Annotated in this window: 12 protein-coding genes; 1 reads left to right on the forward strand and 11 read right to left on the reverse strand. The window is 44.5% G+C overall.

The genetic code is table 11. The features are described from left to right. The first annotated feature begins 499 nt into the window (after window positions 1-499). Entirely contained in the window at window positions 500-1,213 is a 714-nt protein-coding gene (locus Q1A18_RS03925) for a DUF6261 family protein (protein WP_299577592.1), read from the forward strand. Window positions 1,214-1,354: 141 nt separating this feature from the next. Here the strand turns inward: Q1A18_RS03925 and Q1A18_RS03930 are convergent, their stop codons facing one another. From Q1A18_RS03930 to Q1A18_RS03980, 11 genes are all read right to left on the reverse strand, one after another. Then, complete coding sequence (locus Q1A18_RS03930; RefSeq protein WP_299577594.1) at window positions 1,355-1,882, reverse strand: hypothetical protein; 528 nt, start codon at window positions 1,880-1,882, stop codon at window positions 1,355-1,357. Window positions 1,883-2,045: 163 nt separating this feature from the next. Next, window positions 2,046-2,462, reverse strand: coding sequence for a hypothetical protein (locus Q1A18_RS03935; RefSeq protein WP_299577596.1), 417 nt, complete (start codon window positions 2,460-2,462; stop codon window positions 2,046-2,048). Between the two features lie 292 nt (window positions 2,463-2,754). Beyond that, window positions 2,755-4,638, reverse strand: coding sequence for a mechanosensitive ion channel domain-containing protein (locus Q1A18_RS03940; protein ID WP_299577598.1), 1,884 nt, complete (start codon window positions 4,636-4,638; stop codon window positions 2,755-2,757). 226 nt (window positions 4,639-4,864) lie between these two features. Next, on the reverse strand, window positions 4,865-5,896 hold the full coding sequence (gene hemE, locus Q1A18_RS03945) for a uroporphyrinogen decarboxylase (RefSeq protein ID WP_299577600.1): 1,032 nt from the start codon (window positions 5,894-5,896) through the stop codon (window positions 4,865-4,867). 56 nt (window positions 5,897-5,952) lie between these two features. Further along, the gene (gene hemL / locus Q1A18_RS03950; RefSeq protein WP_299577602.1) at window positions 5,953-7,242 is read right to left on the reverse strand and encodes a glutamate-1-semialdehyde 2,1-aminomutase; all 1,290 of its coding nucleotides are present in this window, start codon (window positions 7,240-7,242) and stop codon (window positions 5,953-5,955) included. 53 nt (window positions 7,243-7,295) lie between these two features. After that, on the reverse strand, window positions 7,296-8,288 hold the full coding sequence (hemB, locus tag Q1A18_RS03955; RefSeq protein ID WP_299577604.1) for a porphobilinogen synthase: 993 nt from the start codon (window positions 8,286-8,288) through the stop codon (window positions 7,296-7,298). A gap of 5 nt (window positions 8,289-8,293) precedes the next feature. After that, the gene (locus Q1A18_RS03960) at window positions 8,294-9,058 is read right to left on the reverse strand and encodes a uroporphyrinogen-III synthase (protein WP_299577606.1); all 765 of its coding nucleotides are present in this window, start codon (window positions 9,056-9,058) and stop codon (window positions 8,294-8,296) included. A 123-nt stretch (window positions 9,059-9,181) separates the two neighbouring features. Beyond that, complete coding sequence (gene hemC / locus Q1A18_RS03965; RefSeq protein ID WP_299577608.1) at window positions 9,182-10,120, reverse strand: hydroxymethylbilane synthase; 939 nt, start codon at window positions 10,118-10,120, stop codon at window positions 9,182-9,184. Beyond that, window positions 10,113-11,363 (reverse strand): glutamyl-tRNA reductase, encoded by a 1,251-nt coding sequence (gene hemA / locus Q1A18_RS03970; protein ID WP_299577610.1) that lies wholly within the window; start codon window positions 11,361-11,363, stop codon window positions 10,113-10,115. The genes hemC and hemA overlap by 8 nt, the downstream gene beginning before the upstream one ends. A gap of 51 nt (window positions 11,364-11,414) precedes the next feature. Further along, window positions 11,415-11,780, reverse strand: coding sequence for a hypothetical protein (locus Q1A18_RS03975; protein WP_299577612.1), 366 nt, complete (start codon window positions 11,778-11,780; stop codon window positions 11,415-11,417). A gap of 353 nt (window positions 11,781-12,133) precedes the next feature. Beyond that, window positions 12,134-12,715 carry a TIGR00730 family Rossman fold protein gene (locus Q1A18_RS03980; RefSeq protein ID WP_299577614.1) on the reverse strand — a complete coding sequence of 194 codons (582 nt, stop codon included), beginning with the start codon at window positions 12,713-12,715 and terminating at the stop codon, window positions 12,134-12,136. Between the last annotated feature and the right edge of the window lie 68 nt (window positions 12,716-12,783).

A 12,783-nucleotide genomic window follows, 5' to 3' on the forward strand; every position in this document is an offset into this window, starting at 1 on the left:
GTTCATCCGGTCAGTCAATAACAGCGGCAAGAGATGTCGCTGTTCCGTGCGTGTCGGTTTAGTCACGGCCTCCCCAATCAAAAAGTGAATGCATGACGATTTAGTCACGGCTTCTCCAACCAAAAAGTGAATGCATGACGATTTAGTCATGGGCTCCCCAGCCGAAAAGGAATGCGTGACGGTTTAGTCATAGGCTCCCCAGCCGAAAAGGAATGCGTGACGGTTTAGTTACGACCTCCCCAATTAAAAAGTAAGAGCATGTTGGTTTTCTTATTTGCTTAGCAAAAATCATTCAGACAGATGTTTAACTCATGCCGTTTCAAAACAAAGCCTGGAGATGAATTCGCCGATTAATATGTTGAAGAAAACATTTTGGCAGTAAAATAATTAAACTATTTTATTGTAAATGGTTGTACAATTAATTAATCAGTCGCTTTTTTATTTGATTTTTAGCTTGATTAAGAGACTGATAATCATACATCACTTAAAAGAAACGAATATGATTCCAAAAGTAATTACAGTTAGTCGCGCTACCGAAATTAATGATGTTGGATCACGTATCGTTGATGCCTATAATAATACCAGCTTAAGCAGCGATGCCTATTTGGCCGGTCTGATGACCGAGCTGGGGAATATGTTGGCTTTATTAATTGCGGCCATCAAGCGAATTAAAATCGCGTCGGAACTGGAAGAACAAGATGAGTTGAGAGATGATGCCATGCGGGCGCTGTACTACCTGATCCTGGGTTTTTTACACCATCCTGACACAGCAGTCAAACAGGCTGCCGAACGCGTGTTTAAAGTTATTGAGCATTATGGTTTATCGATGGTCGATGAAAGCTATAGCTCCGAGTCCTCACTGATTGATTCCCTGCTTCTGGATTTGGAAGGACCTAATTTACAGGCTGACATTGCCGCTTTGTCGGGCTGTGCCGAACTGATTGCCGCCCTGAAAACCGCCGAAGACAATTTTGAAGCCACTCGTTTGGCCTACGAAGAAGGCAAAGCAGCGGAAGCCACCCTGCAAAATGCCACCGCCCTGAAGCGGAAGGTGGCAGGGGTAATTAATAAAAAGCTGGTGATTTATTTACGGGCAATGGTGCAAGTGGATACCGAAACCTATGGCTCGTTTGGCGGAACCGTGGCCGAAATTATTGCCAGCAACAACGAAAACGTCAAAAGACGGAGCAAAACAGTAAAACTAGTGGAGTAACTGGAATCTGATTTTTAGGTTTATAGGGATAAAAGGGGTAGCGTCAATCCGTTGGCAATACCCCTTTTTTTGCTGAAGTTTTGGCTGCTGATCGGATGACTTAAAGTTCATCCGATCAGTACCAGTGAGGATTTGTTTTACTTATATTTCGTCAGTTAATACTCCTATTTCAAATTGTATATCTACATCAAAATCCATAGGGGCCTTATTTGTCGTTCCGGTTACGGTAATCGTTAATTGCTTTTCAGATAATAATACATTGTGAATCACTGCATAACCTATTTCATCATTGGTGCGGCGGGTGCCGTAATCATCTTTGGTTACATTTTCAAAAGCTTCAAACTTGTTCTTATCTTCGACTGAAAACACGATATCCTTAATAACCTCGCCATCTTCCAGTCCGGTTATTTCTATTGAATATCCTTTGTGGTCAATATATTTCATATTGTCCAGATAATCTTTAACATCCTTATTGTCACTCAAATGGTAGCATTGTGAAGCTGTAAATGAATATTCGGTTTGACCTGACTCTTGATCGTTTATAGCAGGTTCTGGTACCTCGACAGCAATTGTAATTGGAAGACTGGTTCTAACTTCAATGGGATCATCCTCGTTACAGGAAATAAGCAGGACAGCGATAATGGAAAGAAAAAAAATGATTCGTTTCATGTCTAAATTGTTTTAAAGATTTTGATTGCAAAGTAGCCTGCTTGAGGTATTTATACAAGATAATATTTGTTAATTAACTATAATCATCCTTAATGTCACAAGGCTAGCATACGTATCTTTATTGCATGGAAACAACCTTCTTAACTTGAAATTACACGCTGCGTTAAAAGTTAATGGATAAGCCGATTAGCGGTTTTAATCTTAGTTCTTCATTCAGATCGCTTGCCAATTCAAGACCGATGGATAGGGAAATATTCTCATTAAAAATATTTGTTTTTTCTAACTCCACGGGCAGCACGCAGTAGCTTTCAAAAAGGTCAGAATAACTATAACCAAGTCCCCAGGAAAGAGAGAGTTCTTTAACCGGGATATCGTTGCGCAGCAGAATGGCATATCGGGCATCCTGAAACTCGAGGTGATTGCTTTCAATCTGAATTTCGGGGTAAAACTTACTGGCAGTAAAGAGGCTTAACGATAAACGATCACCGTTATAAAAACTTAGTTGTGTCTGCTTTTCCTGACCAAATACGTTTAGGACTAGTAGGGAAACCAGCATTAGTAAAAAATACTTTTTCTTCATGTTTAAATGTTTAATTGTGATTCTATAATCATACTTATTTATTATGAAAAAATGAAAGTAGTATTTTTATCTTAAATAAACTACAGGTAAATGGGTGAAGAAAAGCTTCTTATTTTCGACTGAAGTTTTTAGACCTTATCAGATAGGACAAAGTTCATCCGATCAGTAGTTTCCTCCGGTTTCCTTCCTCCATTCTGCGGTTTTTTCCTCCGACTCCCTACTGCCTTCTGCCTGTCCTGCTTCTAGAATCTAAGGTCTAAAGTCTATTGTCTGTTATCAGTTATCTGACTGCCTACTGCCTGTCTCCTTTCGCCGGATCAACCTTCACCCGAAAGCTGGGGGTCTGGTAATCTTTGGGCAGGTAATCGGCCGGAATAGTCGATTGGTTGCCGTCGCGTGCAGCCCGGTAGTGTGGCGACATAATTTCAATTCCTTTTTCATTACACACATCCTGAATGTTTTGGTGCAGGTTGGAATAAATTAGGGCCTGCTTGGTGGGCACCTGTGTATAGGCATTGATTTGGTACGACACAAAAAAGTCGTCGAGACTGGTTTGCAGCACAAAGGGGCTGGGCTCGTGCAGCAAGTGCTCGGTACGCAAGGCCGCATCAATCAAGGCCTGGTGCACTTCCTTCCAGGGCACATCGTAGCCAATGGTAATGGTGGAATGAATAATCAAACCGGTTTCAACGGCTTCGCTGCTGTAGTTGATGGTATTGCCCGAAAGAATGGTTGAATTGGGAATAGTGATGATTTCATTCTTAATGGTTTTGAGGCGGGTAACCAGCAAGGTCTTTTCGACCACATCGCCAAAGATTTCGCCAATTTTAATGCGGTCGCCAATTTTAAACGGACGCATGTAGGTAATCACCAGTCCGGCAATCATGTTGGCAATGGCCGAGGATGATCCCAGCGAAAACAACACCCCGATAAAGACCGAAACGCCTTTGAAAATGTTGGAGTCGGAACCGGGCAGGTAAGGAAATATCAACACAAACATAAAGGCATACAGCAAAAAGCGAACGATGCTGTAGGTGGGCATGGCCCAGTCGGCATGAAAGCCGGATATTTTAAGCTTCTCCGATTCAATTTCAGCAAAAATGTACCGCACAAACCGGATGAAGTATTTCATGACAAAATAAATGACCAGGATGCTGAATAAGTTGGGCAGATAGTCCCAAACCGCAATGAATATGGCTTTAAAGGGCGACCAAACCAACTTAAACAGCTGGTCGGCCCAGCCACGGGTGAACGGAAAAATGCTGAACACCAGGGGTAGGGTAATGTACAGCATCAGAACGTACAGGAACCAGCGCACAATTTTCAATAAAAAGAGGATGGCCTGCATTTCCTGCTCAATGGACAGGAAGGTGTAATCGCGGTACGACAGGCTTTTTAGCCAGGTTCCCTTTTTTTGGTGAATGAGTCTCAGGGCGCGTCGGTAGCCCCGGCCAATGAGCCATATAATCAGCCGCGCAATGATAAAAACGAGAATGACCAGCCCCACCCGGATCAGGATTTTGATCAGGCTGTTTTCCTTTTTGGCATGAGACAAGGCTTGTTTGATGGTGTCGGTGTGACTAAGTGCCAGGTCATGCGTGGTTTGGTTGGTCCAAAACGCATCGGTTTCGGTGACACTCATAACAATGGTTTCGCCATACACAATTTCGTAGCTGTTTTCGGAAGCCACAACGGAAATTGAATCCAGCTTCAGAAAGTCGTCGTTGTACAGTTGCCGGATGCGCTTGCTGATGTTTTCGGCCCGCTCGGCTGGTGTAAAGGCTCCGATTTTGGAGTAGATGTGAAACAAGGTGTCGTGCAATACGCCTATCACCGGCGCTCCAATGGCTGAATTGCGAAGCGCATCAATCCGGGCTCTCTTGTTGTTGATACGTTGTATTTCGGCTTCTTCAATTTGCTGAAGTTGCAGCTGCAGTTCTTCTTTCTTGAGATTGTCGGTCGTTTTTAGGGAATTCAGTTCCTTTTCAAGCTCTACTTTCCGGATGGAGTCGGCCAAACGCAGTTGTTCAATCTCCAAAAGCTTTTGGTTAAAGTCCTGTAATAACACTGAATTAACAGAATCGTTGTGCTGTGTGATACTGTCTTGTTGGGCATAACTTGAGTTGCCAAGCAGTATGAAAACGAAAACAATCAATAAGCGGTTTAGCCTTTTCATCTTTGTCAATTAAGGAATCAATGAAAACGAAATCATCGTAATAGAAACGCTTTGTTTCTCAATATGTTTGCGTTTTCCGATAATTGGGAATAAATAAGGATCGATTATTCCCGGGCTATTTCCGATTTGCGGAGGGGAAGTTGGGCGTGGACCAATTCAGGCATAAAAAAATCCGGCACGTCTAGTGCCGGATTTCTCAATGTTGTATTTAATGCGTTTGGCTGGCTTATTTGGACCAGTTGGTAGACTTAATCCAGTCGACCACAAACTTGGCATTTTCGTAAGGGATGTCTGGCAAAAAACCATGTCCCAGGTTAAAAATCCATTTGTCGTTCTTTTGGAAGAATGGTATGAATTTTTCCAGTTCCCGGGCAATTTCCTCTTGCGGGGCATACAGTTGCCGAGGATCCAGGTTCCCTTGCAAACCAACTTCGGGATGAACCATTTCGCGGGCATCCTCAATGGGCATTTGCCAGTCGATACTCACAAAATCGGCAATCTCAGGCGTCACATATTTTAAGCCGGTGCCAATTCCTTTCGGGAAAAAGATAAACGGTGTACCGGTCTCCCGAACAGCCCGACTGATTTGTTTGACGGCAGGCATAAACAATTCGTTATACAATTCAACCGGGATAAGGTTGGCGTGCGTTTCAAACAGTTGGAAGGCATTGATGCCATGCTCAATTTGTTTTTTCGCGTAAATCACCGACAGGTCGGCAATGGCATCGATCAGCCGTTTGGCTTCTTTTTTGTGCTGGAACAAGAACTTGATCGCCTCCGGGAAATTCGGGTTCGAGCTGATTCCCTGAATCATGTAGCACAAGGTGGTTAGCGGCGCTCCGCAAAACCCGATCAAAGGAATGTTGGCCGGACGCTGACGGATGATTTCATCAATGGCACCATAGATGTATTCCAGTTTGGAGGGATCCGGATTCAGATGATCGGCCGGGTTGGTAAGGCCTTTCAAAGGCTTGTTAAACACCGGCCCGTGATCGGTAAACTCCAGCTCCATGCCCATGGCGTTGGGAATAACCAGAATATCGGAGAACAGAATGGCGGCATCCACTCCCAAATCGTAAATAGGCATCAGGGTTACTTCGGCAGTCAGCTTGGCATCGTCCATCAACTCGCGGAAGGTGTATTTTTCTTTCAACTGGTTGTAGTTGGGCAACACACGTCCGGCCTGGCGCATAAACCATACCGGAGGCCTTTCGGTCTTCTTTCCCTGAAGTGTATCTAGAAATAGTGATTGCATCATTTGATTGTCATTAGTGATTAATACTTGTTTGTGGCGGAACACAGCCTGGCGGGTATTTACAGGCTTTTCAGGGCCTGTTCGTTGGCTTCAATTACCCGTGCAATATCCTCATCGGTGTGTGCATCGGTAATGAATAAACACTCAAACTGCGAAGGAGCCAGGTAAATACCGCTTTCCAGCGATTTTTTGAAATAGGCCGCATAGCGCGCGGTATCCGATGTCATGGCATCGTCAAAGCTTTTGACGGCTTGGTTTTCAGTGAAAAACATCGTCATCATTGCTCCAATCCGGTTGATCACAGCGGGGATGCCTGTTTTCTCCAGGTTGGCTTTCAAACCTGCTTCCAGCAGGGCTGCTTTTCGCTCCAGTTCATCGTAAATGGAAGGATTGTTTTTCAGGGTGCTGAGCATCACACAACCAGCAGCCATGGCCAACGGATTGCCCGAGAGCGTTCCGGCCTGGTAAACGGGCCCGTCGGGAGCCAGCTTGTCCATAATTTCCTTGCGGCCACCATAAGCGCCAACAGGAAGTCCGCCACCAATAATTTTCCCCATGGTTGTGAGGTCCGGCTCAACGCCAAAACGTTGTTGTGCTCCTCCGGCAGCCAGGCGGAAGCCGGTAATCACCTCATCAAAGATGAGCAGTGCGCCATATTCCTGGGTAATTTTCTTCAAGCCTTTTAAAAAGCCTTCTTCAGGCAACACCACGCCCATGTTTCCGGCCACCGGTTCCAAAATAATGGCTGCAATGTTGTCGCCATGTTGTTTGAACAGTTCTTCAACCGACTCCAGGTTGTTGTAATCGGCTGTCAGCGTATCTTTGGCTGACGCTTTGGTTACGCCGGGGCTGTCGGGCAAGCTGAGGGTAATTGCTCCAGAGCCGGCTTTAATTAAAAAGCTGTCGGCATGACCGTGGTAACAGCCAGCAAATTTGACTACCAAATCGCGGCCGGTAAATCCACGAGCCAGGCGCAAGGCGCTCATGGTTGCTTCGGTTCCGGAGTTGACCATCCGTACTTTTTCTACGGAAGGCACCATGCTGGTAATTAGCTCAGCCATCTCATTTTCAATGAGGGTGGGGGCACCATAGCTGGTTCCCAGCTCCGCGGCTTGCTTAACTGCTTGCACAATTTCTTCGCACGCATGTCCCAAAATCATTGGGCCCCAGGAAGCCACAAAGTCCAGGTATTCGTTTCCATCGATGTCCCAGATTTTAGCTCCTTTGGCTTTGGCAATAAATACCGGATCGGCATCTACGCTTTTAAAGGCACGCACAGGCGAGTTAACCCCACCGGGAATCAGTTGTTTTGCTTTATCAAATGCTTGTATGCTTTTGTGTAGTTCCATATTTCAGTTTCAAATTTCAGGTTCCAAATTCCGTTCTCAGAGGCTTCAATTTTTTAGACCCGGTTGCCTTTTTCAAGTTCACTTAAAACAAATTCTTTGGCGTGATAGGTGATAATCACATCGGCTCCGGCCCGTTTCAGGGAAGTCAGAATTTCCTTGATCAAGCGTTGCTCATCAATCCAGCCATTGGCTGCAGCTGCTTTTACCATCGAGAATTCGCCACTTACATTGTAGGCAACCACAGGTACATTGTAGGTTGATTTTACCCGGTTGATGATGTCCATGTAGCTTAAAGCCGGTTTTACCATCACCATGTCAGCCCCTTCTTCCAAGTCGGTTTCCACCTCACGTAAGGCTTCATCGCCATTGGCCGGATCCATCTGGTAAGTGCTGCGGTCTCCAAATTGAGGAGCACTTTCGGCCGCATCTCGGAAAGGACCGTAGAATCCGGAGGCATATTTGGCTGAGTAAGCCATAATTGGCGTGTTTGAAAATCCGTTGGCATCCAGTGCTTCGCGAATAGCAGCAACCCGGCCATCCATCATGTCGCTGGGAGCAATAATGTCGGCACCAGATTTGGCTAAGGTCACCGATTGAGCAGCCAGTGTTGCCAAGGTGCTGTCGTTATCCACGTCGCCATCAACAATGGTTCCGCAATGCCCGTGAGTGGTGTATTCGCAGTTGCATACATCAGCTACAATCATAACTTGCGGCACTTCAGCTTTAATGGCACGAATGGCCTGAGGCACAATGGCATCGTGTTGACAGGCAACTTCACCGGTTTCATCTTTTTCGGCAGGAATACCGAAAAGCAAAATTTTATCGATCCCTGTGCGATCCACCAGGTCTTTGACTTCCTTTACCAATAAATCGATCGACAGCTGAAAGTTGCCGGGCATGGATTTGATGGGGTTGCAGATATTCTCTCCAGGAAGAACAAAATAGGGCATGATTAAATCATCACGGTTCACTTCTGTTTCGCGTACCATATTGCGAATGGTAGCCGATTTTCTTAGTCTTCTTAGTCGTGTTATTGGAAAGCTCATATTTTTTAGTTTTTAATTTTTGCCTGATAATAGTCGATTATTGTTTGAGCCATGCCTTCGTAGCTTGGCTCTTCTGAAGTTGCCACAGGCTCACCTCCATACTTGCGAATGGCCGCTGTTGTTGTGGTTCCGATGCTGACAAAGCGTAGTTGATCTGCAGACTTGCTGACCTTCTCCAAAATTGCCCTAACCGATGAAGGGCTGGTTACCAACAGAAGATCGTAACGATCATGTTCCACCCATTCCATAAATCTTGGGTCCAGCTGCTCGCTGGAGCAGGTTTGATAAGCATTGATCCGGTCAATGGAGGCTTTCGATCCCAATTGCTGCTTTAGTGTATCGGGGGCTAAATTGCCCAAAACCAGCAAGATATTTTCATTGGCTTGTACCACATCAATAAACTGAGTTGCAAAGTCAACGGCTGATTTTCCGGAGCCAATGAATGCCGGATCCACCTTGTATTTTCGGAGGTGGATCGCTGTTTTTTCCCCAAGCGCTGCTACTTTGCACGAAATAGAAGGATACCGATTGGTGAACGGTTCTACCGCATTTTTGCTGGTGAAAATCAGCCAGTCGTAATCGCTTAAATCTGTTTGTAGCTGAAAGGGGAGAGGTGAAATTTCAATTACTGGCATGGAGAATACGCTTGCTCCTTGAGCAGTCAGCATTTCAGCCAATTCATCCTGTCCGGTTTTGGGATAGGTACAAATAATCACCTTGCCTTGTAATATGTTTGTATTTTGTTTCACACGCTTCTTGAAATGATTCATGAATTCGTGCTATTGGGGTGCATGGTTCAGGACGAGCCGATCATTGGTATTCTATTTTCGGGAGCCTTTGTTGCACTTTAATAGCATGGATTGCCGTTTGGTAAAATTTGAGACCAAGCCGCACTAAGCTTCGGATGTGGGACGGATACTGTCCAGAATTTCCTTGCCACCATCGTCCAGAATGGCCTGGGCCAATTCGATGGCTTTTTCTGATGCCTCTTCCAGACTTGCCTCAATCGATTTCCGGATGCGTTTGGCTCCGTTCAGACTGGCTACCATGCCGGTTAGCTTGATTTGATCGCCTTTCACTTCCGAAAAACAGCCAACCGGAACCTGACAACCTCCTTCAAGTTCGCGCAAGAGTGAGCGTTCGGCCAGGGTAGTAGCCCGGGTTGGTTCATCGGTAATGGCATCCAACAGAAGCTGAGTGCGTTCATCATCTTCGCGAATTTCAATGGCGATGGCTCCCTGGCTGATGGCAGGAAGCATGATTTCTGTATCCAGCATTTCTGTAATTACATCCTCGTAACCCAAACGCAAGATTCCGGCTGCAGCCATAATCAGTGCATCGCAATGGCCGTCGTTCATCTTTTTCAGGCGGGTCTCCACATTCCCACGAATATCTACAATCTGCAGGTCGGGGTTAAAATGCAGCAACTGAGACTGACGTCGCAGGCTTGAGGTTGCAATTTTATCTTTGGCTGTGAAGTCTGCTAATTTTCGGCCATCTTTTGAGATGAAAACATCCCGCACTTCGGCCCGTTTCAGCATGCCGCCAATGATGAGGTTTTCGGGCAGCTCAGTAGGCAAATCTTTTAAACTGTGTACCGCCAAATCAATGGTGTTGTCGTAAAGTGCCTGTTCAATTTCTTTGGTAAACAACCCTTTGTCGCCAATCTTGGAGAGGGCAACATCTAATATTTTATCCCCTTTGGTTTTGATAATTTCCAATTCGAATTGGAGGTTGGGGTGTGCTTTTTCGAGTTCGCTTTTTACGGTTTCAGCCTGCCATAGGGCAAGCTTGCTGCCACGCGTTCCTATTTTAATGGTGTTTTTATTCATGAGTTTGAGAGAAAAGGTCGTTGATTACTTTAATATATTCGGTTTTTCGGCCATTGTCACTGATGTTTTTCAGGTTCCGAATCATGGATTTAACTAGTTTTTCGGCGATATGTTTGCCATATTTTTCCATGTTGTGGTATTCCTCTTCATTGTGGAATCGTTTGAAGACGGCCAGCTCGGATGCATTGATTTCATTGACACCCGAAATGATATTCTGAATGGCTGGTGACAAGTTCTGAATACTTAACCAGTCGGAGAATTCATTCAGCTTTTTGGAAATTATTTTTTCAGCAGTGACAATGTAGCTTTTCTTTTTTTCCATGTTCTGGGCAACCACTTCTTCCAGGTCATCCACATTGTACAGACTAACGGATTCCTGTTCGGTAATTTTTGGGTCGATGTTACGTGGAACACCCAAATCAATAAATACGGTTTGTTTTTGTGTGTTTTCTTTGCTGAGAACTTGCGGGGTGATTAAAGGCTTTTTACAAGAGATGGAACTAACCACAATGTCAGCCTCCTGAATGCCTTCTTGCATGGCTTTAAAATCGACCACCTGGCCACCATAGCGCTTGGCTAGTTCTTCGGCTTTGGCAGTGGTCCGGTTGGTTACCAGAATGTTTTGACAGCCTTTTTTATACAGGTTTTTGATGACTAGTTCTCCTGTTTCGCCGGCACCAATCAGCAGAATTTTTTTGTCGGGAAGTTGATCAAAAATGCTGTTGCACTTTTCTACTGCGGCATAGCTTACCGAAAAAGCTCCGGTGCTCATAGCTGTTTTGGTGCGCACTTGCTTGCCGGTTTCCAAAGCTTTATGGAACAAGCGGGTTAGCAATTTCCCGGCTGAACCAATTTCTTCGGCATGGCTGATTGCTTCTTTAATTTGAGCTACAATTTGATATTCGCCCAAAACCATTGACTCCAATCCGGACACCACACGAAACAAATGGCTGGCAGCCGATTTACCTTCGTACTGATAAAAGTGGGATTCGATGCCGTCTTCTTCCTGAATGTGTTTTTTTAGATAATGAAATAAGATATGGAATGCGCCCGGAGAGCAACATTCATCAGCGGCGAAATACAATTCGGTGCGATTGCAGGTCGAAATGATTACGAGTTCTCCAATATTCTTATTTTTCAAAATGGTCTGTGACAAATCGGTGTACTCTTCTTTATTAAGAGCAAACTTTTCACGTATATGTACGGGTGCCGATTTATGACTTAAGCCTACTACTCCAATCATGCGCGTTGAAAATAAATGAAAGGTTGGTTATTGATTTCTTTTATGAATGTACTAAGAAACCAATACCGGAGGCGACAGGCCACAGTAGGTGTGGTGTGATTTGAAGGAATAAGTATGATGTACTAAACTAAAGATCGTTTTCCCACGAGGCTCATAGATTATGAAGTCCGTTTTTTGGAAAAAAGCAGCTGCAGAAGCAAGTTGGGTACTTGGGCTATCTTCATTGGTCTGGTGAAAGTGACAACAGTTTTCGGTGTTGAATTCCTGCTTGTCGGACTGCTGGTACTCGATTGTCTTTTCTGCAATGACCTCGGCGTCATCATCACCCCTCAGGTTTATCCCCAAGGTGAGGACAAACAATGCACCCATTAACAACAGGTAAGGCATAAATGGACCAACTAATCCCAGAAAAAACATAGTTCTCAATTATAATTCAGAAACAAAATTAACAATGTCTATCGAAAAACGACTATAAACGGATTGATATTAATCAATGATTTGACATGTTTAACAATCATGTTTATGCTTTTTGATATCAGCCTTTGCAGACTTTGTTGTCCTCTATTTGTGTTTCCAATGATTCTTTATTTCCTTATTCAGCTAACACAACAACCCAAAGGAGCTTAAGTTTCTGTAAGAAGTGTTTTTCTTTGGGAAACGTTTTTTCCCCTGACTTAGAATTCATGGAACGTTGACTGACCTTTCAGATCTGCAGTTAAAATGGCCTGCAGAGCTTAGAAAATGAAGTCGTATGAGCTGAACCAGTTGTATTATTTTTGCGGAACTTTATACCATTTATTGACTGGGGCAGGTGGTGCGTAGTTCAGTAAATAGTTAATGGCTTCTTCACTGTCCTTGGCAACAAAGTAAAGATCGCGGTAGCTGGCTTTGGCAAAGTTCTCGTTAAAAGATCGTTCGAACTGTTGAAAGAGGTGATCGTAAAAACCATTGGTGTTGACAAAAACAATGGCTTTTTTATGGTAATCGAGTTGCTTGAGGGTAATGACTTCAAGAATTTCTTCTAAGGTACCAAAACCGCCAGGCAAGGCAATAAAGGCATCCGAAAGTTCGCGCATAAGCGATTTGCGTTCCATCATGTCTTTCGAAATGATCAATTCCTGAGCATATTCGGAGGCCAGCTTATGGCCGTTCAGTTTTTCGGGAAGAATGCCAATGGTTTTCCCTCCGGAAGTAACAACTTCTTTTAACACTGTTTCCATGAGGCCTACGTTGGCTCCGCCATTCACCAAGGTCATTTTTTTCTGGCCAATGAGGTGCGACAACTTAACGGCTTCATGAATGTAAACCGGGTCGATTGCATTGCTGGAGGAAGAGAAAACACAAACTTTCATGAAAGGGATTTATTGGGTTGAAAAAAAAGAATGCCATCACAGCGAATGGCATTCTTTAAGTCATTTAT

This window comes from uncultured Sunxiuqinia sp. (assembly GCF_947495665.1).
In the GTDB taxonomy this organism is placed as follows: Bacteria; Bacteroidota; Bacteroidia; order Bacteroidales; family Prolixibacteraceae; genus Sunxiuqinia; species Sunxiuqinia rutila.

Bases quoted from the DNA above. Each gene is read 5' to 3' on its own strand.
- Q1A18_RS03925 (WP_299577592.1), top strand. From the start codon at position 500: ATGATTCCAAAAGTAATTACAGTTAGTCGCGCTACCGAAATTAATGAT.
- Q1A18_RS03930 (WP_299577594.1), bottom strand. From the start codon at position 1,882: ATGAAACGAATCATTTTTTTTCTTTCCATTATCGCTGTCCTGCTTATT.
- Q1A18_RS03935 (WP_299577596.1), bottom strand. From the start codon at position 2,462: ATGAAGAAAAAGTATTTTTTACTAATGCTGGTTTCCCTACTAGTCCTA.
- Q1A18_RS03940 (WP_299577598.1), bottom strand. From the start codon at position 4,638: ATGAAAAGGCTAAACCGCTTATTGATTGTTTTCGTTTTCATACTGCTT.
- hemE (WP_299577600.1), bottom strand. From the start codon at position 5,896: ATGATGCAATCACTATTTCTAGATACACTTCAGGGAAAGAAGACCGAA.
- hemL (WP_299577602.1), bottom strand. From the start codon at position 7,242: ATGGAACTACACAAAAGCATACAAGCATTTGATAAAGCAAAACAACTG.
- hemB (WP_299577604.1), bottom strand. From the start codon at position 8,288: ATGAGCTTTCCAATAACACGACTAAGAAGACTAAGAAAATCGGCTACC.
- Q1A18_RS03960 (WP_299577606.1), bottom strand. From the start codon at position 9,058: ATGAATCATTTCAAGAAGCGTGTGAAACAAAATACAAACATATTACAA.
- hemC (WP_299577608.1), bottom strand. From the start codon at position 10,120: ATGAATAAAAACACCATTAAAATAGGAACGCGTGGCAGCAAGCTTGCC.
- hemA (WP_299577610.1), bottom strand. From the start codon at position 11,363: ATGATTGGAGTAGTAGGCTTAAGTCATAAATCGGCACCCGTACATATA.
- Q1A18_RS03975 (WP_299577612.1), bottom strand. From the start codon at position 11,780: ATGTTTTTTCTGGGATTAGTTGGTCCATTTATGCCTTACCTGTTGTTA.
- Q1A18_RS03980 (WP_299577614.1), bottom strand. From the start codon at position 12,715: ATGAAAGTTTGTGTTTTCTCTTCCTCCAGCAATGCAATCGACCCGGTT.